A 24,237-nucleotide genomic window follows, 5' to 3' on the forward strand; every position below is an offset into this window, starting at 1 on the left:
CCGGCACCCGTAGCTCAGCTGGATAGAGCGCTGCCCTCCGAAGGCAGAGGCCACAGGTTCGAATCCTGTCGGGTGCGCCATTCCTGGCATGGCGGCCTTCGGGCGTTTGCGACTCGACGCTGACAGGATAGCGACAGGCGTCGGAAACATCGGATGCGGCCGGGGACCGCCGGCCCGCCCTCTCCCATATGGGAGAAAGCGGACAGAGCGTCCCTGCCTCAGCGCCCGATCGCCATCCGGATGGCCTGTTCGACCGGTGAATAGTCGCCGTCTTCCCTGTCGAGGCAAAGAGGCTCGCGGGGAAGCAGCGGAGGTTGCGCCAGGAAGCGCGGTGCCGTTCCCCTATGGCGTTGCGCTGCGTGCACCAGGAAAGGATGGCACAAGTAGACCGTGCCAGCCTCGCCGACCGCCGATATCTCGGGCCGGCTTGCCGAGCCCGCAAAGTCGTCGGCCGCCAATTGGCGGAGGCTCAGCCCGGCCTCACCGGCAGGCGCCAGCTGCCGGGCACTATCGATATGCGACCCCACCCTGATGCGGGTGGGCGCGTCATCGGGGCCGGTATCCGAGAACAGGAACAGCATGAGCAATGCACGCCCCTTGCTGCTGACGTTGGCGCGCCATTCCATGAAGTCCGGACTGTCGCCGAAGCTCACATCGATGTGCCAGCCGTCATCCTCTGGTTTCTCGGAGCACGGGAAGCGGATGGGGAAGGTGCCGAGAGCGCCAACCGGCAACCAGCGTCCCGGTCCGACGAGCTGATCAAACGCCCTGCGCAGGGTGGGTGTGCTCGCTGCCTCCCGGAAAGGAGGTTGCGCATAATGGCCCAAGCGGATCACCGGTCTGGTCCATGTCGATCGGTCAGCGGGGTCGCAGCCCGTCTCCTTCCACAAAATGGCTCGCGCGTCTTCGGCTGTCCGTTTGTCGAACGCATGGTCGAGACGAACGAAGCCGTCGCGAATGAACGAGTTTATGTCTGCGGCGCTCAGCGCTCGCCCATCTTCAGGTCGCATAGTGGATTCTCTCAATGTCACGTGATGCCGCGGCGGCGACCGTGGTCGCGCCGTGCAGGAAGCCGGAACGATCCGCTTAGATCAGCGGAAACGCGGCCGCGCGATTGAGAGTGACGAACTTCACGCAGCAAGCATATCAGCCTTCGCTTGCTGCGCAAGAGACGGCCTTTGTTCGAATTCGCCGGTCAGCCCGAAGATGGTGATCGCCGCCAACCAGACATCAGCCGATCGGCGGCAGGGATATTGCCCTGTGACCCCGCGGGTCCGCTCTGTCATGCTGGTGCCGCACTGGCCTCCCGGCGCCGAACACCTTGCGATCAAAGATCGCCGATCTGATCGAGCAGGCGCAGCGCATGCTGTCGGTCACGCTCGACGATCGCGCCGGTGAATCGCAGGATCAGGGACTGGAGCCGCCGCGTCGCCTTGCGTTCGGGTGCCGGAAGCGGCCCGTCGATCAGACGCCCGCCCCACTCGCTCGACAAGCGCTGCGCCGCATCGGTCGCACCGAGTACGAGCGACGGGAACGGTAAGGCAGAGCGTGGCGAGGCAAAAGGCCTGGGATCGGCTTCGGGCGCGACCAGCAACGCGCCGGCCACGCGTTCGACATAGGAGAGCGGCGACAAGCGCGCCCACCAGGCAGCGGCGGCGCAACCCACCCCCTGGGCCACCATCAGCACGGCACGGTCCGCATCGAGGATCGCGCGGTCGATATGGGCGGCGGTCTGGTTGCGCTGGGTTGGCGTCTGCGCCTTCACCGCGATGTGCCGGATCGACGATGCGCCCAGAAGATCGAGCAGGCCCGCCGGCGGCTCCAGCTGGTCGCGATCCGACAAGGAGACGATCGAGAGTCCGCGAAACGACATGACGATGGCAGACATGCTGTCTTCCTTTCCGGTGCTGGACACACGGTACGCGTGACGCCAGCTTACCCGTCGGCGCGCGGGACGCGAGGCCCGCTCACCGTGAATTTCGCCCGGACTAGCCCGCTCGATCGTCCCCAACCCGCAGCGTGGCCAACGCGGCGAGGCCCATTACCCCGGCGGCGAAGGCCATCGTCCAGACGGGCTCGGTCGGAAACAGATGGCGGACGATCGTGCCCATGACGGTCGCCACCAGCAGCTGGGGCACGACGATGAAGACGTTGAACAGCCCCATATAGATGCCGAGCTTAGCCTGCGGCAGGCTGGAGGCGAGGATCGCATAGGGCATCGCGAGGATCGACGCCCAGGCAATTCCGATCGCGACTTCGCTCAGCAGCAGCAGGTTCGCGTCGCGGACGAACAGGAAGGAAAGATAGCCGAGCGCACCGATGGCCAGGCACAGCGCATGCGCCCGCACCTTGCCGATCGCACGGGCGAGCGGGCGCAACAGAAACAGCGCCGCCAGCGCCGCGACCGCATTGTACGCAGCAAAGAGGATACCGACCCAATTGCCACCGGCATTGTAGGCGGCGCTAGCCGGGTCGGACGATCCGAACACATATTGGGCGACGACGGGCGTGGTGTAGATCCACATGATGAACAGCGCCGACCAGGTGAAGAACTGGACGAGTGCGAGCCGCTTCATGATCGGCGGCATGCCGGCGAAATCGCCGACGATGTGCGTCAGCAGATTGTCGCTGCGCCCGCTCGCGTGGCGCTGCGCCGCGACGATCCGGGCCGAGCCGTAGGCGGCGAGCAGGCCGGCGAGGACGTACAGCTCCTTCTCCAGGCCGGCCGTGAAGACGAGCGCACCGATGACGACGCCGCTCGCGATCCAGGCAAGGCCCCCCGCGGTCGATTGCGGCGGCGCGGGTGTCGCGGGAGCGGCAGCCCCGTCGAAGGCGGCGATCTGCTCGGGCGAATATTCGCGCGTCGTCAGCACCGTCCACAGCACCGCCAGGAACAGCGCCGCGCCGCCCGCGTAGAAGCTGTAGCGTACCGTATCGGGCACCCCGCCCCCGCTTGCCACATTGGCGACGCCCAGGTGATCGAGGACATAGGGCGTCACCGACCCGACGACGGCGCCTGCACCGATGAAGGCGGTCTGGATCGCATAGCCGGCGGTATGCTGATCCTTGTCGAGCATATCGCCGACGAAGGCGCGGAACGGCTCCATCGAGACGTTCAGGGACGCATCGAGCATCCACAGCAGCACCGCCGCCGCCCACAGCGCGGGGGCATTGGGCATGCCGAAGAGCGCGAGCGCGGCGAAGATCGCACCGCCAAAGAAATACGGCCGCCGCCGCCCGAACCGCCCCCAGGTGCGATCGGAATAATGGCCGATGATCGGCTGGACGATCAGCCCGGTCAGGGGCGCCGCGATCCACAGGAAGGCCAGATCGTCCAGGCTCTCGCCCAGCGACTGGAAAATGCGGCTCATGTTCGCATTCTGCAGCGCGAAGCCGATCTGGATGCCGAAGAAGCCGAAGCTGATGTTCCACAGCCCGGCAAAGCCCTGGCGCGGGCGGCGGTTTGCTGTTTCGGTCATCGTCGCCTTTCCAGAGTCAAAACTTCCCTCCCCGGATAAGGGGGGCGGGGGGTGGGTCGGCATGAGGCCGGGCAGGTCCGCTGGGGGTGGCCAACCCACCCCCAGCCCCTCCCCTTGTCCAGGGAGGGGAGAACATATGCCCCGTCCTTACCGCCGGCGCTTGCCCCTCGCCGCGCCCGGCGCCACGAAACGAATCGCCTGGCCGCCCCCCGGAGCCAGCGCCAGCGTCAGCGTATCGCCGCGCTTGACCGGCTTGCTCTCGATCGTGATCGCATGGCGGTTGGGCGTGCGGTAATCGGCGTTCGGCCCGTCGCGGTAGATTTGCGCGGTGTAGGTCTTGCCCGGGTCGAGGAAGTCGAGGCCGATCGTCGTCGTCCGCGGCTGTTCATCGCCGACCGACCCCAGGAACCAGTCGTTCGAGCCCTTCGCCTTGCGCGCGATCGTGACATAGTCGCCGACCTCGCCGTTCAGCACGCGGGTGTCGGTCCAGTCGGTGGGGACATCCTTGATGAACTGGAAGGCGCCCGGATATTGCGCATAGGCCTCCGGCGTGTCGGCGACCATCACGACCGGCGAGTAGATGACGACATAATTCGCCAGCTGCTTGGCCAGCGTCGAGGGGATGTCGCTGTTCTCGCTGCCCTTCAAGCTCACGATGCCGGGCGTGAAATCCATCGGGCCGCCGAGCAGCTGGGTGAAGACCATATTGGCTTCATGCTCGGGCGGGTTCTTGCCGGCCCAGCTCATATATTCCATGCCCCGCCCGCCTTCGCGCGCGACCCAGTTCGGGTAGGTGCGGCGCAGCCCGGTGTCCTTCACCGGCTCGTGCGCGTCGACCGACACCTTGTACTTGGCGGCGGTCTGCACGACGCGCAGATGGTGGTTCACCATCCACTGGCCCTCATGCCATTCACGATGCTTCGAGCCATCGGGATCGACCCGCTCGATCTGGCCGGCGTCGGTGACATAGCCGGTCTTCACGAAGCGCTCGCCGTGGTCGGCGGCAAATTTGAATGCGGTGTCGAGCTGCTTGTCATAGTGGCTGACCGACCCACCGGTTTCGTGGTGGCCGATCAGGCGGACGCCCTTGCCGCGCGCATATTCCGACAGCGCCTTGATGTCGAAATCCTCGGTCGGCTGGCTGAAGTTCATGTCGTTGCCGTTGCCGAACCAGTCGCCGTCCCAGCCGACATTCCAGCCCTCGACCAGCACGTTCTTGATGCCGTTGGCCGCGGCGAAGTCGATGTACTGGCGGACATGGGCGTTGGTCGCGCCGTGGATGGGGCCGCGCGCCCAGCTCCACACGCCCTTGATCATGTTCCACCAGACCCCGGCGAACTTGCCCGGCTCGATCCACGACACGTCGCCGAGCTTGTTGGGCTCGTTGAGGTTCAGCGTCATCCGACTGGCGTAATACAGCCCCGGCGCATCATCGGCGATCGCGATCGTCCGCCAGGGGGTCGAGAAGCCCGCATCGCGGCTGACCTTGGGCGCGCCCGATCCCGGCGTCAGGTTCGCCTTGAGCTTGGTGCCTTCGAAGCGCTGAAGGTTCATCGCCGAATAGTCGACCAGCGCCGCTTCGTGAATCGCGATGTGCGTACCGCTGGCGAGCTTGAAGGTGGCGACGGTCTGCGCGGTACCGACGCTGGAAATGGGCGTCGCGTTGTAGAGATATTCCTCGCGGTTCCAGCCGTACGCCGGCTTCCACCAGGCGACACCGTCCTCGGCGATGGCGAATTCCGTCAGTTCGTCGGCGATGTTGACGTGGTGCAGGTTCGGCTGGTCGGGCAGCGTGTAGCGGAAGCCGACGCCGTCGTCGAAGATGCGGAAGGTGACCTGCATCTCGCGCTGGTCGCGGACCTTTTCCTTAAGGCGCACGACCAGATCGGTGTGATTGTCGCGGATCGTCTGCCATTCGCCGAACGGCTGGGTCCAGCTGGTATCGCTTTTCGACGTCTTGGCGTCGACCAACGCGAAATACCGGTCGAGTTTCGGCGCATCGGTGAACAGGAAGCCAAGCGCGCTGTTGGCGATGATCGGCTTGCGCTTGCGCGTGACCGCATAGGACGCGCGGCCATCATTATCGATCGAGACCGAGACGGTTATCGACTTGTCGGGCGAATCCGCCTTGGCAACGACCTCGGCCAGGGCAGGCTGCGCGGTGACCAGCGCCAGCAGGCTCACGAACATCCGGGTCATCATGCAATCTCCCTTGCGATCAGCCCCGCGGGGCCGGTCAAAATCCATTTGTCGGCCACGCCGACCTGTTCGATGATCTGCCATCCATCCGCCTGGTCGGGCGTCAGATCAACCGGCGCGGTGCCGAAATTGAAAGCGCAGCGCAGCCGCTCCCCCTCGCTGCGGCGCTCGAAGACGAGCACGTCGTCGGTCGCGGTCAGCACGATCATGTCGCCCCGCATCAGCGCGGCGCTGGTGTGGCGCATCCGGAGCAGGCGGCGCGTGAGGTGCAACAGCGAGCCGGCATCCGCCTCCTGCCGATCGACCGCAAGGGGCCCATGATCGGGGCCGGTCGGCAGCCACGGGTCTGCGCTCGAAAAGCCCAGGCCCGCCGCGTCGCCCGCCCAGGGCATCGGCGTCCGCGCGCCGTCGCGCGACAGGGTCAGCGGCCAGTTGGCGATGGCTTCGGGGTCCTGTAACCGATCGAACGGCACATCGACCTGGGTCAGCCCCAGTTCCTCGCCGTAATAGAGGATGATGGTCCCGCGCAGGCAGGCGAGCAGCAGCATCTTCATCGCGGCGAAGGCTTGAGGATCGCGCGTCCCTGCCCAGCGCGACACCGCCCGCGGCGCATCGTGATTCTCGAATGCCCAGCTCGGCCAGCCGGTATCGGGCGCGTCGGGCCACGCCTGCACCGCCTCCGCCACCACCCGCGGGGTAAGCGCGCTCGCATAGAGGAAGTCGAAGCCATAGGAACTGTCGAGCCGCCCGGGCGCGGTGAACGCCTTGCGTTCGCGCTCGCTGTCGTCGCCGCCGACCTCGGCCACCGTGAAGGTCGCGCCATAATCGTCGAGGACGCCGCGCAGCCGCTCGAGGAACAGCGGAATGTCGGGATGCGACTGGTTGTGGACGTGCAGCTGGAAATCGAACGGCCGCGTGCGGACGCCGTTGCCGGTCGGTGCGGGCGGATTGTCGGTGAGCGATGGGTCGTGCATCGAAAAGTTGATCGCATCGACGCGGAAGCCGTCGACCCCGCGATCGAGCCAGAAGCGCGCGACGTCGAGCAGTGCGTCCTGGACGTCCGGATTATGCCCGTTGAGCTGCGGCTGGCTGCTCAGGAAATTATGCATGTAATATTGGCCGCGCCGGGCGTCCCAGGTCCAGGCCGGGCCGCCGAAGACGGACTGCCAATTGTTGGGCGGCGCGCCATCGGGCTTGGCATCGGCCCAGACATACCAATCGGCGCGCGGATTGTGCCGGCTCGCGCGGCTCTGCGCGAACCAGGCGTGCCGGTCCGACGTGTGGGCGTAGACCTGATCGACGATGACCTTCAGCCCCAGCGCATGCGCGCGGGCGACCAGGGCGTCGAAATCGGCGAGCGTACCGAAGATCGGATCGACGTCGCAGTAATCGGCGATGTCATAGCCGAAATCGGCCATGGGCGAGGTGTAGAAAGGCGACAGCCAGATCGCATCGACGCCGAGCGACGCAACATAATCGAGATGCGAAGTGATGCCGGCGAGGTCTCCCACCCCGTCGCCGTTCGCGTCGGCAAAGCTACGTGGATAGATCTGGTAGATCGCTGCGCCACGCCACCAGTCGGCGGCGGTCGCAGTGTTGGTGTCGGTACGGGTCAGGATGGTCATGTCGGGTCCGAAGCACAGATGGCATAGCCGAGCGGCGGCAGCGTGACGGTGACGCTGCCCGGCGCGACAGCGGTGGCGGCGCAGGGGCCGGCAAGAGCGGAAAAGTTGCGCGAGCCGACTTCGACCTGCACCTGCGCCCGCACCGGCGCGGTGGAGGTGTTGAAAGCGAGCAGCACTTCGCGCCCGGTTTCGGGATCGATCCGCGAAACGGCGAGCAGGCCGGGCGTGTCCTGGCGGTAGCGGATGGCGGTCGACCCGCGCCGCAGCGCGGGTTCGGCGCGGCGAATGCGGGCGAGTTCGGCGATCTGGCGGAACAGCGGACCGTCGGTGCCGAAATTGTCGGTCGCGGTGGTGCGCGTCGTGCCGACCAGCCGGTTGTCGTTGTAACTGGCGACCCGGCTCGCGAACATGTCCTCGCGCGCGTCCTGGTCGCCGCCATCTCCGGCGAAGCCCTGTTCGTCACCCGAATAGATCGTCGGCACGCCACGTAAGCTCAGCAGCAGCGCGTTCGTCAGCTTCACCCGATCGAGGATTTCGGCTTCCGACGCGGTCGGGAAAGCCTTGCGGATCGACGTTGCGACGCGGCCGTCGTCATGATTGCCGGTGAAGGTCGGCAGGATGCGCGCGGTGTCGGCGCCTTTCGCGTAGATCGCGTCGCCATCGAAGAGATGTTCGAACAGGATGGTGCCGCCGGTGCCCGCGACGGTCGCCGCCACCGCCTCCTTGAACGCGAAGTCGAGCACTGCGGGCAATGCCGCGGTCCGCGTCCACTGCGCCAGCGCGGCCGGGCGGATGTCGTGTTCGGACACTTCGCCGAAGATATGGAAATTGGCGATTCCCCTGGCCGTGGCGCGCGCCTCCATCGCAGGGACGAACACCTGCCAGAATTCGGGGTTCACATGCTTGGCGGTGTCGATGCGGAAACCATCGATGCCGTAGCGGTCGATCCAGCCACCGAAGATATCGATCATGCCGGCGATGACGCGCGGATTTTCGGTCATCAAATCGTCGAGCCCGACGAAATCGCCCATCGTCGAGCTTTCGTTGCGGTACGTCGTATCGCCCCGATTATGGTAGAGCGTCACGTCGTTGAGCCACGCCGGCACCTTTATGCCCTTCTCCGTCGCCGGGACGACCGGGGTATAGGCATAGGTCGGATCGGTCAGTTTCGCGAAATTCTCCGCCGTTCGGACCTCGTCGCCGGCAAACCCTGGATTGATCGCCGGGCCGGTCACCCCGCCGCGCCGCTGATAGGGATAGTCCGCGCGGCTGCGGTAGAGGCATTCGCCCTTGCCCGCACATTCCCGCATCTGGATCACGTCCGCCGTATGGTTGACGATGATGTCCATATAGACCTTCATTCCACGCGCATGGGCGGCATCGACCAGCGCGCGGAAATCGGCATCAGTACCCAGATGCGGGTCGACGGTCGTGAAATCGGTAATCCAGTAACCGTGGTAGCCGGCGCTCTCCCGGCCCGGCGCGCCCTGCACGGCCTTGTTCTTGAAGATCGGCCCGACCCACAGTGCCGTCGCGCCGAGCGCCTGGATATAGTCGAGCCGCCGGATCAGCCCCTTCAGGTCGCCGCCGTGGTAGAAGCCCTTGGCGGTTGGATCGAACCCGGTCTGAAGTGGCCCGCCTTTCAATCCACCGCGGTCGTTGGCCGGGTCGGCGTTGTCGAAGCGATCGGGCAGGACGAAATAGATGATCTCGTCCTCGGGCGGGCGAGTGCGGAAATCGTCCGTGTTACTTGCCCCGGACGCCCTTCCCACACCGTTCGCCCTGAGCTTGTCGAAGGGCTGTCTTTCTTCGTGCTGCAAACTTGCCGCCAAAGAAACAGGCAATGCTCCGACAAGCTCACCACGAACGGTCAGAGGGTTAGCCGCAGCAACCAGGGCAAGCAGCAGGCTCACGCCGCCAACCCCCGCGGTGCAGCGCAATTCCGTGCGATGAAATCGGCATGTCCGGGCATCTGGGCCACCTCGCGCGCGTTGAGTTTGGGCAGGATGTCGAGGAACTCCGCGACCTGCGCCGCCGGCATCGTATCGGCCAGTGGATGCCAGGCGTCGGGCATCACACCCTGCCCGACAAGCACCTGCAGCCAGCCGACCTCGGTAAACAGTTCCTCGCGCTCGCGGGTGATCTGCGCCGACGCCTTCCACAGGTCGAGCTTCGCGCGGAGCGTGTCCGGCAGTGCCGTCTCGCGCCGGTCCTGCCAGAACGGCTCATGGCGGCGGTTGGCAACGTAATGCAGCAGGATGAAGTCGCGGATGCGTTCGTATTCGAACACCGCCTGGCGATTATATTCGTCGCGCAGCGCCGGGGCGATGCGGCGACCGGGAAGCAGTTTCAGCACGCGTTCGATCGCCGACTGAATCATATGGATGCTGGTCGATTCGAGTGGCTCGAGGAAGCCCGACGCCAGCCCGACCGCGATGACGTTGGCCTTCCACAGCGCGCGGCGTCGCCCGGTCGTGAAGCGCAGCGGCCGCGGATCGGCGAGGGGCTCGCTGTCGAGGTTGGCCAACAGACGGTCGCGCGCCGCCTCGTCGCTCAGATGCGCCGAGCTGTAGACGACGCCGTTGCCGGTGCGATGCTGCAGCGGGATGCGCCATTGCCACCCCGCACCGTGCGCGGTCGCGCGGGTGTAGGGCGTGAAATCGTCCGCCCGCGCCGAGGGCACCGCCATTGCGCGATCGCAGGGCAGCCAATGCGTCCAGTCCTCATACCCCGTCCCCAGCACGCCTTCGATCAACAGCGCGCGGAAACCGGTGCAATCGAGGAACAGGTCGCCTTCGATCCGCCTGTCGCGGTCGAGCAGCAGCGCGGCAACGTCGCCGCTCTGGCCATCGCGCACGACCTCGACGATCCGCCCCTCGACCCGCGTGACGCCGCGCGCTTCGGCGAAGCGGCGGAGGTAGGCGGCGTAGAGGCTCGCATCGAAATGAAAGGCATAGGGCATGTCGGGCAGCACCGATGCCGTCCGCGCCGGCCCGCGTTGCATCCGCCCGGCGAGCGCTGCCTGATTGTTGAGGGAATATACCGCCAGTGGCCGCGCCAGACCATCGCGCTGCCCGCGCAACCACAGGTGATGGAACGGCGCCAGGCCGCTGTCGCGCCCGATGTCGCCGAACGCGTGCATGTAGCGGTCGCCGGCCGCGCCCCAGCCGACGAATTCGATCCCCAGCTTGAACGTCGCGCCGGTCGCGCGGACGAAATCGTCCTCGTCGATCCCAAGCGCCTGGTTGAACAGCCGGATCTGCGGGATCGTCGCTTCACCGACACCGACGATGCCGATCTCGTCGGATTCGACGAGCGTCACGCTGAAGCCCGGGCCCAGGAACCGCCCGAGCGCCGCCGCGCACATCCATCCCGCTGATCCGCCGCCGGCGATCACGATGCGGATCGGTGGGTTGGTCGTCATGTCCGCGCTCCGATCTGGCAATTGGGAAGGATGTTACCCCTCACCCGTTCGCCCTGAGCCTGCCGGGCACCCATCGAAATGCTACTTCGACGGGACCCTGGTCGAAGGGCCGTACCGTGATACACCCGCGATGACTTTGCGGCACGACGTACGGTGCTTCGACTAGCTCAGCACGAACGGTAGGGGGACGCTTAGAACTTGTACGTCACGCCCAGATAATAGTCGCGCGTGTACCGCTGATACTCGCGCACCAGGCGGGGATCGCTCGCTTCGCTGGTGACGAACGGCTCGTCGGTCAGGTTCTTACCCTGCAGCAGGATCGAGAGCCCCGTCAGCGGCCCGGACTTGAACTCGTACCCGATCTGCGCATCGAGCACGCCTTCGGCCTTGCCCTGGCGAAATTCGGGATTGGCCGACAGGCCCGCCAGTTCGGCGAGGAAGCTCGAGCGGTAGCGATAGGTCGCGCGCGCCTGGAAGCCGCCCTTTTCGAAATAGGCGGTGCCGGTGCCGACCCACTTCGACTGGCCCGGCAGCGTGATCGCCACGGTCGGATTCGACCCGTATTTGATCGCACTGTCCACGTACGTGCCGGTCAGGAACACGCCGAACCCGTCGAGCGCGTTTGTGAACATCTTGAACGGCAGCGATGCCGTCGCCTCGACGCCCATCACGTCGCCGCCGCCCGAGTTGGTCGGCTGCGAGACGAGACCGAACTGCGCATTCTGGCCGCGGATGACCGCCTGCTGCGCCGGGGTCAGCGCCGGCAGCAGCCCGGAGAAGTCGAACAGCGTCGAGCTCGACGGATCGACGAAATCGGTCAGGTGCTTGTAGAAGCCGGTCAGCGCGACATAGCCGCCCTGGTCGAAGTATTTTTCCAGGCTGATATCGACGTTGGTCGACTTGTACGGGCGCAGGTTGATGTTGCCGCCGTTCGAGCTGAACGGGCTGTTCTGCGGCAGGCTGCCACGACCGATGTTCGCGGTGTTGATGCCGACGTCCTGCGTGATGCGCTCCTGGTCCAGACGCGGGCGGACCATCGTCTGCGCGGCGTTCAGCTTGACGTAGAAGTTCGGCACCAGTTCGACCGACATCGTCGCCGACGGGAGGACGTTGGTGTAGGTCGCCTTGCCGCTGACCGGCGAGGTCGTGACGACGCCGTTCAGCAGGCTGGCGATCTGGCCGTCCGAGCTCTGCTCGGTATGCACCACCTGGACGCCCAGCGTCCCCTTCAGCGGCTTGCCGCCGGCCAAGCCGTCGATGACGATCTTGCCGTAGCCGGTCCACACATTCTCGGTCACGACATTGTCGCGCACCAGCGACGACGGACGATTGTCGAATACCGGGTTCAGCAGCGCATAGACCTTCAGCGGGTCATAGGTGAGCATCTGCGGGACGCCCAGGTAATCCAGGCTGACCTTGCGATCGAGCAGCACGTCGTTCGGCACCGCCACGCTGGTCGGCGTTCCGCTCGATACGGTGCAGTTGGTCCCGCCGCCCTTCGGGCAGAGGAAGAAGGAGGTGTACCGGCTTTCTTTCTGACGACGGCTGAAATTACCGCCGATTTCCCAGCCCTTGATCACACCCAGATTGCCGAACTCGCCGTCCAGGCTGGCGCGCAGCGACTTCAGGTCGTCGGTGAAGTCGGGCCGGTTGAGGAAGCCCGCCTGCACCACGGCGGCGGTGCCGTTATAGCCCCAGCCCCGCGGATCGGTCAGGCGGATGATGTTGGTGTTCGAATAATCGAGCGTCGGTACGATGTCGTAAGTGCCATCCCCGTTCTGAGTGATGCGGATCGTGTCCTTGGCGCCGGTCGCATTGTAGCCGGTGCCCGAATAGGTTTCGAGCAGGAAGTCGGTGCGGGTCGCACGGCTCCAGCTGGCATCGACCTTCAGGTGGGTCGTCTCGGTGATCGCGAAGTCGTTGTTCCAGCCGAGCGACAGGTTCTCGGCGGTCCGGCGGTTATAGTCGTTGCGCTGGACAGCGACGACGTTGCTGATCGTCGCTGCGGTCACGAGGCCGTTGGTGACGGTATAGCCCGGCGCGATGATCGTCGTCCCGTTGGCGGCCGTTCCCGACCAGTCGGGATTGATCGGGAATTCGATGCCGCGCAGGCGCTGCGTTTCCTCGAAGTTCGAATAGAGCGCGTCGAACGTCGAATGGAAGCGGTCCGAGGGACGCCATTCGATCGTCGCGACGCCGCCGTAGCGCTTCAGCAGGTTCGACTGAACGTAGGGCTTGGCGCCACCCAGGATGAGGTTGCCGCCGGCCTGCGACGCATTGGGGAACCCCCAGGCGGCATAGCGTTCGATCTGGGTCGGGGTCTGCGTCGCCGAAGCGCCGATCGCGATGCCCAGCGTATCGTTCGCGAACTGGTCGACATAGGTCGCCGACGCCCGATAGCCGTACCGGCTGCCGTCGGGATTCAGCGCCTTCTTGTCGTTCATCTGTCCGCGCGCCGAGAGGACGACGGTCTGCTTGCCCTGGTCGAGAGGGCGCAGCATGCGCAGGTCGACCGTGCCCGAGATGCCCGCCGCGATCAGCGCCGGGTCGGCGCCCTTGTAGACGTTGACGTTCTGGAAGAATTCCGACGGATACTGGTCGTATTCGACGCCGCGATTGTCGCCAACCGTCACCTGCTCGCGCCCGTTGAGCAACGTCGTCGAGAAGTCGGGGCCGAGGCCGCGGATCGACAGGCGCTGGTCGCGACCTTCGAGACGCTGGGCGGTGACGCCGGGGATGCGGGCAAGCGAGTCGGCGATCGACACGTCAGGCAGCTTGCCGACGTCTTCGGCGGACACCGAATCGACGATCATCGTCGCATTGCGCTTGGTCCGGGCCGATGCCTCGAGTGCACCGCGGATGCCGGTAACGGTGATTTCGGTGCCGGCCTCGTCCTCGGTCGTGCCGGGGGCCACAGGGCCGCTCGCCGGATTCTGGACCGGTGCATTCTCGGCCACCTGGGCGAGAGCCGGCATGGCGATGCCGAGGGCGATGGCGCTCGCGCCCAGGACGAGCCCGGCGCGGCGGCGCGTTGAAATGGTGCTGGAATACCGCATGGAAGTCCCCTCCTGTCGCCCGCGTCGCATCTTTGCTGCACGCTTGTCGGGCACCGTCCCCACGGACGGCCTCGTCCCGCGATGTGGAACAACCGGCGGTTTTGGGGAAGCGGACGACATACGTATTCAACCCTATCCCTTTACGTCCGTCGCCCGGGCGCTACGGTGGGCGGACAGGGAGAGTATGTCGCAGGACAAGCCGACTTCGTTCGACATCGCGCAACTGGCGGGCGTGTCGCAACCGACCGTCAGCCGGGCGCTGCGTGGCGACAAGACGGTCAGCGAAGCGACGCGCATCCGGATCGAAGCGATCGCGCGCCAGCTGAATTACAAGGTCGACAAGAACGCCTCCTCGCTCCGCCGCGGCATGACCAACACGCTGGCGCTTCTGTTCTTCGAAGATCCCGCGCTCGACGATTCGCTGATCAATCCGTTTTTCCTGTCGATGCTGGGATCGATCACCCGGACCTGCGCCAAGCGCGGCTTCGACCTGCTCGTGTCGATCCAGCAACTCTCGGCCAATTGGCACGTCGATTACGAGGACAGTCGCAAGGCCGACGGGATCATCCTGCTCGGCTATGGCGATTATTCCGCCTACCGCGTCCGGCTCGACCAGCTGGTCGCGCAGGGCACGCATTTCGTGCGCTGGGGATCGGTGCGGCCAGGCCAGCCGGGAACGACGATCGGCTGCGACAATGTCGAGGGCGGGCGGCTGGCGGCCCAACATCTGATCGATCGCAAGCGGACGCGCATCGCGTTCCTGGGCGACGCGTCCGAACATTATCCCGAATTCGCCGACCGCTACCGCGGCTATGCCGGGGCCCTGCGCGCGGCCGGCCTGCCGGTTGATCCGGGCCTGCAGGTCGATGTCGTCGCGTTCGAGGATGCGGGCGAAGACGCCGCCCGCCGACTGATCGGCCGCGGCATTCCCTTCGACGCGATCTTCGCAGCGTCCGACCTGATCGCGATCGGCGCGATGCGCGCGCTGGCCGACGCCGGCCTGTCCGTGCCACGCGACGTGGCCGTCGTCGGCTTCGACAACCTGCCCGCCGCCGCCAGCGCCAACCCGCCGCTGACGACGATCGCGCAGGATTACGGCCACGCGGGCGAAGTGCTGGTCGACACGCTGATCGCGCAGCTCGGCGGACGCGACGTGACCGGCGAAACCCTGCCACCACGCCTGGTGACGCGCGCATCGAGCTGACGCACGGGCACAGGCCGGACCGGCCCACAACGCAACGTACTTAAACTCGAATTAACCATGACACCCTAGGTCTCGGCGAATGCGATCTGACCAGCATGCCGCCATAGACCATCCCGCGCCGCCCGGGTTGCCGCCGGTCGCGATCGACCGACCCGCACAGGCCTTCCCGTGGCTGCAGGGCGTGCTGCCCGAAGGCGATTGGTCGGAACCGGTGCGGGAGACGCTCACCACGATCCTGCTGCAGCTCGGCTGGGCGGCGGTGCACGATGGCGGCTTCGACCTGCTCGAGCGGCTGTACCGGGATTTCGTGTCGATCTACCCGCGATTGATGGCGGACGTCGCCGACGTCGATCGCGCCGCCAATCTCTATACGCTGTTGCACATCATGCTGTGGCGGCGGACCCAGCGGCTGAACGAGCTGATGGTGTTCAACGACGATGTGGTGCGCCCGTTCAACGCCTATCTGGAGCGCACCTTCGCGAAGTCACCGCCGCGGCCCGCAATCCGGGACCTGCCGCGTATCGCCTATCTGTCCGAAACCAGCGACCTGTTCGGATCGAATGCCGTCGCCCGAGTCACGGTGTCGCTGATGTTGGGGCAGAACGCCCTGCGCGCCGCTGCGGACAGGCCGATTCTGTATTGCCTGAACCCGCCTGGAGCCGACCTGCGCGCCTTTGCCGCGGACCATGACCTGATCGTGCGCAACGTCGCGGCAGCGACCCCGTCGCAGACGGCGGCGACCGTTCTCGACCAGCTCGAGCAGGACGACATCGACATCCTAATCGCCGACAGCAATTGCGCGGTCGCGACGCTGGTGATGCACCACCGGCCCGTCCCGGTGCAGGCGTTCCACGAAAACGGCTTCGCACCTTGGGCGATCCCCGAACTGGACCTCGTCTTCCTCGGGATCACCCGGCCGTGTGACCGTCTGTTTGCCGACCATGTCACCATGGTCCGTACGCCACGCAACACGGCATCCGCCATGCAGAAGGCACCGCGCCCGCCAGCCGAGATCGACGCGATGCGCGCGTATCTGCGGACAGCGTCGGGCGTTGCGCAGCCGAGCGTCGTCTACGCCTTCTACGGTCGGATGGCGAAGGTTACCGCCGACTATATGGCGCAAGTCCAGACGATCCTGGCGCACGATCCAAAGGCGATCTTCTTCGCCGGCGGCACGGGCGTGTGCACGGTCGTCGAGGAGGCCAAACGCAGCTCGCGGGTGGGGGACCGCATCGTCCTGATCAACGGCTTCGTCGACGGGCATGTCGTGTCCGAATGCATCGACGTGTTCCTCGACACTTTCCCCTTCCCCGGCGGGTTGTCCTGCGTGGAGGCGGAGGCGCGCGGCGTTCCGGTGGTCTGGATGGACACCGATGACCTGCCGGCGATCATCGCCGAGTATCGAGACCCGCTGCTCAGGGCGACCAACGCCCGCCAGTTCGTCGATCTGGCAATCGCGCTCGCCGATCCGTCCGCGCGCGCCGCCGCCCGCCCGACGGCTCTGGAAATCGCCGAGCGCGCCGGGGACATGAGCGACGAGGCGAAACAGGTCGACGGGCATCTGGCCACGGTGTGGCAGCGCGCGCGGGCGAAGTCAGCGACGGCGCCAGAGTCGCGCCCGGCTTAACGCTCCGCTAACCATTCTGCGTCACTCCTCGTTCACGACAATCGCAGCTCGTCTCGAAGAGGAAGCCACTCATGTCCATCGGCTACGCCAGCGCGCTCGTATCGCGACTCGGTCCGAGCCATGTGTTCCTCGACCGGGCGCGTAATGCGGGACTGGTCCAGGAACTGGTGATGCAGGGCTGCGCCGTATCCGACTTGACGGATGTGGCGACGGACCGGCGAGGGGCCGACGTGCGCCGCGTCGGTCTGCTGTCCTGGACGGACGCGGCGGCGGGCGCGAAAGCCCTGGCCGATCTGGCGTCGATGGACGTGCTGATCGTGCTGTCGGGCGCCGGTGCGCGGCCGACGATCGACACCTGTCTGTTCGCCCATGGCTGGCAGCGGCACGGTTCGGGCATGGCACCGGGGGAATATACCGCCTTCTCCGACGCCGCCCTGCCGAACGTGACCTTCTATCAGAAATCGGTGGCCGGGGCCGACGGGCTGGACGCGCTGCGGCGCAGCGGCGCCGATGCCGACCTCTTCATCGCGCGCTATACCCAGCTCCTCCCGTTCATCCGCCGGGGCGATCATGCGCTGATCGACGGCGCCGGCGGCCTCGATGCCGCGGTCCTGCTCGGCGCGATGTCGCACGCCGGTGCGGTGACGCTGGTCGGCGATCATGACAATGCGGCACTCGCCGCACTGGCGATGCCTGCCGCAACCGCGCCGAGCGACCTCTCCACCCTCGCGGACGGTTCGGTCGGCGTCATCGTCGCGCTGGAGCCTGCGATACCCGGCAGCTGGCAGGCGCGGCTTCGCGACTATGCGCGGGTGCTGCGGCATGACGGACGGCTGATCATCGGCTGGCCGACCGGTTGCGACGCCGGGACCGCGGCGCCGGCCACCTGGGCCGAGCTAGTCGCAGAAGCCGGCGACCGCTTCCTGCCCGAGGCGCGGATCGTCCAGCAGACCCAGGGCGGACGGCCGGTCCTCGCCAAGACCGACGTCGATCGTCCCTACGAATCTGATTGGATGATCCTGATCGCGTCGGCCAATCCGCTGCGCGGCGCCGACGACTCCGCGCACTTCACCCATCCCGCCTATCCTCCGCGGACCACCGATGGTGCGCTGCCGGTCGTCGTCGATTTCGCGGGAAGCTACGACAACCCCTACCTCTACCGCGCGATGATCCAGATGGGCGAGCGGCTGGACGACGAGGGGCGGCTGGGCGATCTGGCGGAACATGTCATCCTGAACGCCCGCGCCGGATCCGCCGACCAGGGGTCCGCGATCAGCGTGCTCGGCTATCGCATTCTCGAGCAACGGCGGGCGCCGCTGGTCCCCGTCTTGGTCGGTGCGATCCGCGAATTTCTCGATCACGCGACAGGCAACGAGCCGCACGTCCTGCGCTGGCGCATCTCGCTGATGTTTCTCGCCGGCCGCCTGTGCGAGTTGGCCGAGGCCCGCGCCGACGCGGTCGACTGGTATCATGCGACATCGACCGCCGACTGGTCCGCCTTCTCGCCGCTGATCGCCACCAAGTCGATCGGCGCGGCCTTCTTCGAAGGGCGGCTGCACTTGAGCGACGGCGATCTGCCTGCGGCCAAGGCCTGTTTCCAGCGGGGCGTCGCGACGGCGCTGGCCGCCGCACAGGCATCGCACCTCGATGCGCTCGGCGATCCGGAGCGCCCGGTGCCCTTCTACCTCACCGAATTGGCCGAAGTGCTCGACATGGGATCGCAATGCGCGAACGCGGTCGCCAACCTGCCCCTGTGGTCGCGCGATCCAGGGACCTTCTGGCGCACGGTCGATGTCCGCCGCTTCGGGCTCAGCAACTGGGCGCGGGATCTGCAGCGCGAGAACGAGGCTCTGCGCGCCGCGGCTTGACGCCTAGCCCAGCCCCTTCGCAACCGCATCGAGCCGGAGCAGCGAGGCGAGCAGCGGCCCCATCTGGTCAAGCGGCCAGGCATTGGGGCCATCCGACAGTGCCTGGGCGGGATCGGGGTGGGTTTCCATGAATACCCCCGCGACTCCAACCGCGACCGCCGCGCGGGCGAGGACCGGCACGAACTCGCGCTGCCCGCCCGACGACGTGCCTTGCCCGCCCGGCAGCTGCACCGAATGCGTCGCGTCAAAGACGACCGGGCAGCCGGTTTCGCGCATGATGGCAAGGCTGCGCATGTCGGACACCAGATTATTATAGCCAAAACTCGCGCCGCGTTCACACACCAGGATGGTGTCGGGCGACACGCCCGCCGCCAGTGCTGCCGCGCGCGCCTTGTCGACCACGTTGACCATGTCGTGCGGCGCCATGAACTGCGCCTTCTTGATATTGACCGGCTTGCCCGACGCCGCGACCGCCGAGATGAAATCGGTCTGACGCGCGAGGAAGGCCGGGGTCTGCAGCACGTCGACGACCGAGGCCACCGCGGCCACCTGCGACGGTTCGTGCACGTCGGTCAGCACGGGCACGCCGACCTCCCGCCGGACGTCTTCCAGAATGCGCAGCCCCTCCTCCATGCCGGGCCCGCGATAGGCGGTGCCGGAGCTGCGGTTCGCCTTGTCGAACGAACTTTTGAAGATGAACAGGATGCCGTGCGGCGCGCACAGGTCGCGCAATGTTTCGGCGACGCGCAGCGAAAAGTCGCGCCCTTCGATCGCGCAGGGCCCGGAGATCAGGAACAGCGGCTGGTCGAGGCCGACCGCGCGGTCGATCAGTTTCATGACGGTTATCTCCCCAGGCCCGGCACGACGGCAACCGGGCGCGCGTGCGTGAATAGGCGGTCGCCATCGGCCGCATAGGCGGCGGCGTCGATACCCCCCGATACGAAGACGACGTCGATCCCGGCCATGGCGGCGCCAGCGACGTCGGTCGCGATACTGTCGCCGATCGCCAGGATGGCGTTACGGTCGGGATTGCCGGCACAGGCGACGGCATGGTCGTAGATCTGCGGATGCGGCTTGCCGAAATGGCGCACCGTTCCGCCCAACGCCTTATAGGCATCGGCGATTGCCCCCGCGCAAGGCTCCGCCACCCCGCCGCGGTGGACCAGCCGGTCGGGGTTGAGGCACAGCATCCCGACCCCGCGCTCGGCGAAGCGGCGCAGCTGATCGGCGTGATGGGCGAGGTCGAAGCCGCGCTCGTCGAAGCCGGTGCAGATCACCCTGTCCGCCGCGTCTTCGGACACGAACGTCAGGCCCGCTGCTATCAGGCGCGCTTCGTCGGCGCGGCTGCCGATGAAGGCGCAGGCACCGTCGCGGCCGTCCCCCGCCAGCCACGCCAGCGCGGCGTCTCCCGAACTGACGACCTGGCCGTTCAGGCGATCGGGCAGGCCCAGTCCGGCAAGCTGTTCGACCACCGCCGAAGACGGCCGCGGCGCGTTGGTCAGGAAGAGCACGCGCCGCCCCTCGTCCTGCCATCGGTCGAGCCGGTCGACGACGCCCGGCAGGATCGCGACACCATTGTGCACGCACCCCCAAAGGTCGCAGAAGACGACGCGGTAGCGCTCGGGCAATGCGTCGAGGCTTTCGATCACGGACGCAGCATCCGTGCCAGCCCCGCCTCGACGACGCCCACGTCGGACGCGTTGTTCAGTTCCCAGATGTCCCAGGCCGGGGGATCGACCGGCACGACCGCGACCGGCGCGCCGAATTCCAGAAAGCGCAGCTGCTCGAGCCCCTCCAGCCGTTCGAGCTCGGTTTCGGGATGCGCGACATAGGCATCGAGTGCCGCGGGCGTATAGGCATAGATGCCCATGTGCAGCAGCGTGCTGACGCCGCTCTGCCGCCGGTCGGCCGGCTGGTACGGAATCATCTGTTTCGAGAAATAGAGGGCCCGGCCATGTTCGGTGCAGGCAACGGTCGTCGCACCGACGATTCCGCGACGCGCGTCGGCCTCCAGCCGCTCGAACTGCTCGAGCGAACAGCGCAACGCCGGGGTATGCACCATGGCATCGCCGCCCGCCGCAGCGCGCTCGATCAAGGCGGCAACGACATAGCCCGGCGTCAGCGGCGCATCGCCCTGGACATTGACGACCAACCGCGGCCGCCCGCCGAGCCGCCGGACGGCATCGGCGCACCGTTCGGTCCCGTTGCGACAGTCGGCCGACGTCATGACGACCTGTGCGCCGAAGCCCTCGGCGGCCCGCGCGATCTCGTCGCTGTCGGTCGCGACATAGACGGCGTCGACGCCGGGAACGGCGCAGGCGGTTTCCCACGTCCACCGGATCAGCGGCTTTGCCTCGCCCGTCGGCCCCTTCAGCGCATAGAGCGGTTTTCCGGGAAACCGGGTCGACGCGAAGCGCGCCGGAATGACGATGATGATCTGGTCGTCGATCATTCAGGCAAGCCCCAGGCCGATGAATTGATGCATATGGACGATACCCGCCGGGCGCTGCGCCGCGTCCGTCACGACGAACAATGTCGAGATGCGGCGGGCATGCATGATCGCCAGCGCTTCGTCCGCGGCGATGTCGCCGGCGACGGTCACGGGTGATGCGGTCATGATATCTTCCGCGCGCCAGCCCGGCGGGCGTTCGAAACTGCGGCGAAGGTCGCCGTCGGTGATGATCCCGACCAATTGTCCCGCGTCGTCGACGACGCCGGTGGTGCCCAGTCGCTTGCTGGTCATCTCGACGATCGTCACATGGCTGTCGGCCGTCCGGCCGACCAGCGGCATGGCGTCGCCCGTGACCATCAGTTCGCGCACTTTCGTCAGGCGCAGCCCGATCTTCCCGCCGGGGTGGAGCATTGCGAAATCCTGGCGCTGGAACCCGCGGCGCTGCATGACGGTCAGTGCCAAGGCGTCGCCCAATGCGATCGCCATCGTGGTGGAGGCGGACGGTGCGATATTGAACGGGCACGCTTCCGCGACGTCGAGCAACGGCACGACGATGTCGGCCGCCCGGCCCAGCCGCGATCCAGCCGCCGCAGTGATGGCGATCGTCGTCAGTCCCAGCCGCCGGGCGTGGGCGGCGACGTGCAGCAGTTCCACCGACTCACCCGAATTCGACAACATCAGCACGACGTCGCCGCGCCCGATCATGCCCAGATCGCCGTGCGCCGCCTCTGCCGGGTGGACGAAGAAGGCAGGGGACCCGGTCGACGCCAGCGACGCGGCGATCTTTCGCCCGACATGGCCCGACTTGCCCATGCCGCAGACGACGATCTTGCCCGATGCCGCCAGCATCGCGTCCGCCGCGCGCGCGAAATCCTGTCCGAGCGCCTCGGCCAGGCCGTGAAGGGCATCCGCCTCGTACCGCAGCACCGTGCGCCCGTACGCCGTGGAGTCGAAATTTGCCATCTCGTCGGTCGCCGCCACGCCCCTTGCCCCGTCTGCGCGCTTGCCTGGAAGTGCGCCCTGATATGCCGCCCCATCCGGCAATGCTACCATGTTGCGGCCCGGCTGTCGTAAAGCCCGTGCAGCGGCAGCGGCGGCTACTACGGATGGGCAGGGTGCGAAGAGGCGTATGGCAGGCAAAACCTTGATCTTCCCGGGCGGCATGCCCGGCGCGCTTGCGCATGCGGCACTATGCCGTTCGACCGGCCAGTCGGTGGTTGGCGCGTCCTCGCTCGCCTATGATCCCAATGGCGCGCAATACCGCGAATGGACCACCCTGCCCTTCCTGACCGCGCCGGCGTTCGATGCCGCGTTCGACCAGGTCGTCGCCGATCACGGCGTCACGCAGATCTTCACGCCCCATCCGATCGTGTGGCGGCACCTGCAGGATCGGGCGGCCGCCGGTGCGCTGGCGGCGGCGCTGTTGCCGCTGCCGGCCGAAAGCGACGCCGAACCCTATCGTCACGCGCTCGCAGCCAGCGATCTGCCGCCCTTGCCGCTTCCCCTGTCGTCCGCTCGCGCGCCCTTGCCGGCGATGGAGACGGCCGCGCTTCTCTGCCACACCGAGCGCATCGCGGGGATGTGCGACACCGACAAGACGCGCGCGCTGATCGAAATCTTTCGCAGCCTACCCGTCGGCGATGTGGTCGAAATCGGCAGCTGGTGGGGGAAATCCGCCTTCATCCTGCTCCGCCTAGCCCAGCTTCACGCCATCGGCTCTTTGCTGTGCATCGATCCGTGGACACGCGAGAATTCGATCCAGCACGACAGTAGCGGACTGGTCGACCAGCTGGTGGCGACGATCGATCCCGACGAAGCGCACCAGATCTTCACGCTCAACCTGCTGCCCTATGCGAAGGGCGACATCAATTATCTGCGCATGCCCGCGCACCAGGCGATCGGCGCGTTCGGCACGGCGCCCGTGATCGAGACGGCCGAATTCGGGTCGACTGCCTACACCGGCCGGATCGCGGCGCTGCATATCGACGGCAACCATGCCTATGACCTGGTGAAGGCCGACATCCTCGACTGGACGCCGCGCGTCCTGGCGGGCGGCTGGATCATCATCGACGATTATGTCTGGCCCTGGGGTGACGGGCCCAAACGCGCGGGTGACGAATTTTTGGCCGAGCATGGCACGAAGATCGACTGCTGTTTCGTGATGGGCACGGCCTTGTTCGTGCAGCTTGTCGAGGCGCTATAGGGCATTCTCGATCGCGGCGCAGACCCGCGCCACGTCCGATTCCGCCAGGTCGACCGAATAGGGCAGCCCCAGCGTCTCTTGCGCCAGCCGCTCGGTCACCGGCAGCGGCAGGCGTGGCAGGTCCTTGAAAGCGGTCTGCGTGTGGACGCCGCCGCCCCACCAGGCACGGGTGCCGATGCCCATGTCGTCCAGGCGGTCGGCGATCCGATCGCGGTCCATTCCAAAGAACCGCGCGACGCATACGCTGCCCCGCCAGTGCGTCCCGAAACCGGGCTGAAGGTCGATCCGCACGCGTCGCGGCAGCTGCTGCCGATACTGTGCCGCGACCGCGGCGAAGGCGGCGATATCGAGCGGATAGCGGTCCATCGCCGCCAACCCGACGGCGGCATGATATTCGCTCATCTTGGCATTGGTTGCGGTGCTTTGCGCATCGCGGTTTCCGTGGAAGCCGAAATTGCTTCGCCGCTTGATCGCGAAGATCGTCTCGACGCGGCGACAGGCGACATAGCCGCCCTCACCTGCGCCCAGAATCTTTGTGGCGTGAAGGCTCACGACGACCGGGGCGTCACCGACGCGTACGCCGTCATGGCCGGCGGCGGCGTCGATGACGACAGGGATCCCCGTTTCGGCGGTGAAGCGGTCCCATGCCGCGGTGTCGATCGGTGACCCGAACGGTGCGACCGGCATCACCGCGACGACCCGGCCGTCGATCCGCGCCAGAGCATCGCGCGCGATCTCCGGCGTCAGCGCCCAGGATGCGTCGTCGACATCGACCAGAAACGGCGTCAGTCCCGCGGCGCTGACGGCATGCGCGGTCGCCACGAACGTCCACGCCGGCATCAGGCAATAGCCCGCTGCCTCACTCACCACCGTCTGCAGTGCCAGCGTCAGGCCCAGCGTAGCGTTGGTTACCGTCACGACGGTGTCCGGTGCAACGTGCAGCCGCTGCGCCAACCGCGCCTCGAGTTCGGTGACGAGCGGGCCGAAATTGGAATAGGTCCGGCTGTCGTCAATCCGCTGCAGATAGGGCAGCACCGCGTCGGCGGTGGGCAGGCGGGGGCGTGCGACAGGGAGAAACATGGGTGCGACGCTTGTCGCCG

17 protein-coding genes and 1 tRNA gene are annotated in these 24,237 nt (G+C 66.8%); 5 read left to right on the forward strand and 13 right to left on the reverse strand.

Annotation, left to right across the window (positions count from 1 at the left end):
- The first annotated feature begins 3 nt into the window (after positions 1-3).
- A tRNA-Arg gene (locus JW805_15295) sits at positions 4-80 on the forward strand.
- 138 nt (positions 81-218) lie between these two features.
- Here the strand turns inward: JW805_15295 and JW805_15300 are convergent.
- The 8 genes from JW805_15300 to JW805_15335 form a co-directional block, all read right to left on the reverse strand.
- Positions 219-1,010 carry a phytanoyl-CoA dioxygenase family protein gene (locus tag JW805_15300; protein ID MBN2973374.1) on the reverse strand — a complete coding sequence of 264 codons (792 nt, stop codon included), beginning with the start codon at positions 1,008-1,010 and terminating at the stop codon, positions 219-221.
- A gap of 317 nt (positions 1,011-1,327) precedes the next feature.
- Positions 1,328-1,888, reverse strand: a complete 561-nt coding sequence (locus tag JW805_15305) for an alpha/beta hydrolase (protein ID MBN2973375.1) — start codon at positions 1,886-1,888, stop codon at positions 1,328-1,330.
- A gap of 100 nt (positions 1,889-1,988) precedes the next feature.
- Positions 1,989-3,479 (reverse strand): MFS transporter, encoded by a 1,491-nt coding sequence (locus JW805_15310; protein ID MBN2973376.1) that lies wholly within the window; start codon positions 3,477-3,479, stop codon positions 1,989-1,991.
- Between the two features lie 147 nt (positions 3,480-3,626).
- The gene (locus JW805_15315) at positions 3,627-5,681 is read right to left on the reverse strand and encodes a glycoside hydrolase family 97 protein (protein MBN2973377.1); all 2,055 of its coding nucleotides are present in this window, start codon (positions 5,679-5,681) and stop codon (positions 3,627-3,629) included.
- Entirely contained in the window at positions 5,678-7,303 is a 1,626-nt protein-coding gene (locus tag JW805_15320; GenBank protein ID MBN2973378.1) for an alpha glucosidase, read from the reverse strand. The genes JW805_15315 and JW805_15320 overlap by 4 nt, the downstream gene beginning before the upstream one ends.
- Complete coding sequence (locus tag JW805_15325) at positions 7,300-9,135, reverse strand: alpha-amylase (protein ID MBN2973379.1); 1,836 nt, start codon at positions 9,133-9,135, stop codon at positions 7,300-7,302. The genes JW805_15320 and JW805_15325 overlap by 4 nt, the downstream gene beginning before the upstream one ends.
- 77 nt (positions 9,136-9,212) lie before the next feature.
- Positions 9,213-10,727, reverse strand: a complete 1,515-nt coding sequence (locus JW805_15330) for a tryptophan 7-halogenase (GenBank protein ID MBN2973380.1) — start codon at positions 10,725-10,727, stop codon at positions 9,213-9,215.
- 191 nt (positions 10,728-10,918) lie between these two features.
- Complete coding sequence (locus JW805_15335) at positions 10,919-13,783, reverse strand: TonB-dependent receptor (protein ID MBN2973381.1); 2,865 nt, start codon at positions 13,781-13,783, stop codon at positions 10,919-10,921.
- 184 nt (positions 13,784-13,967) lie between these two features.
- On the opposite strand from JW805_15335, the gene JW805_15340 reads away from it, so the two are divergent.
- From JW805_15340 to JW805_15350, 3 genes are all read left to right on the forward strand, one after another.
- Positions 13,968-14,987 (forward strand): LacI family DNA-binding transcriptional regulator, encoded by a 1,020-nt coding sequence (locus JW805_15340; GenBank protein ID MBN2973382.1) that lies wholly within the window; start codon positions 13,968-13,970, stop codon positions 14,985-14,987.
- Between the two features lie 79 nt (positions 14,988-15,066).
- Positions 15,067-16,614, forward strand: a complete 1,548-nt coding sequence (locus JW805_15345; protein MBN2973383.1) for a hypothetical protein — start codon at positions 15,067-15,069, stop codon at positions 16,612-16,614.
- Between the two features lie 71 nt (positions 16,615-16,685).
- Positions 16,686-18,482 (forward strand): hypothetical protein, encoded by a 1,797-nt coding sequence (locus JW805_15350; protein MBN2973384.1) that lies wholly within the window; start codon positions 16,686-16,688, stop codon positions 18,480-18,482.
- 3 nt (positions 18,483-18,485) lie between these two features.
- Here the strand turns inward: JW805_15350 and kdsA are convergent, their stop codons facing one another.
- The 4 genes from kdsA to JW805_15370 are packed head-to-tail and all read right to left on the reverse strand — an operon-like array spanning position 18,486 to position 21,897.
- Positions 18,486-19,319 (reverse strand): 3-deoxy-8-phosphooctulonate synthase, encoded by an 834-nt coding sequence (gene kdsA, locus JW805_15355; GenBank protein MBN2973385.1) that lies wholly within the window; start codon positions 19,317-19,319, stop codon positions 18,486-18,488.
- A gap of 5 nt (positions 19,320-19,324) precedes the next feature.
- Positions 19,325-20,131, reverse strand: coding sequence for a TIGR01459 family HAD-type hydrolase (locus JW805_15360; protein MBN2973386.1), 807 nt, complete (start codon positions 20,129-20,131; stop codon positions 19,325-19,327).
- Entirely contained in the window at positions 20,128-20,934 is an 807-nt protein-coding gene (locus JW805_15365; protein MBN2973387.1) for a 3-deoxy-manno-octulosonate cytidylyltransferase, read from the reverse strand. The genes JW805_15360 and JW805_15365 overlap by 4 nt, the downstream gene beginning before the upstream one ends.
- Positions 20,935-21,897, reverse strand: coding sequence for a KpsF/GutQ family sugar-phosphate isomerase (locus tag JW805_15370; protein MBN2973388.1), 963 nt, complete (start codon positions 21,895-21,897; stop codon positions 20,935-20,937). It abuts the gene before it with no gap.
- A gap of 166 nt (positions 21,898-22,063) precedes the next feature.
- Between JW805_15370 and JW805_15375 the strand changes: the two genes are divergently transcribed.
- Positions 22,064-23,137, forward strand: coding sequence for a class I SAM-dependent methyltransferase (locus JW805_15375; GenBank protein ID MBN2973389.1), 1,074 nt, complete (start codon positions 22,064-22,066; stop codon positions 23,135-23,137).
- Here JW805_15375 and JW805_15380 read toward each other — a convergent pair.
- A complete protein-coding gene (locus tag JW805_15380) occupies positions 23,132-24,217 on the reverse strand; it encodes a DegT/DnrJ/EryC1/StrS family aminotransferase (GenBank protein ID MBN2973390.1) in 1,086 nt (361 codons plus the stop codon). The two genes, JW805_15375 and JW805_15380, sit on opposite strands and share 6 nt — an antisense overlap.
- Positions 24,218-24,237 lie beyond the last annotated feature (20 nt).

It is taken from the genome of Roseomonas aeriglobus (assembly GCA_016937575.1).
GTDB classification, from domain to species: domain Bacteria; phylum Pseudomonadota; class Alphaproteobacteria; order Sphingomonadales; family Sphingomonadaceae; genus Sphingomonas; species Sphingomonas aerigloba.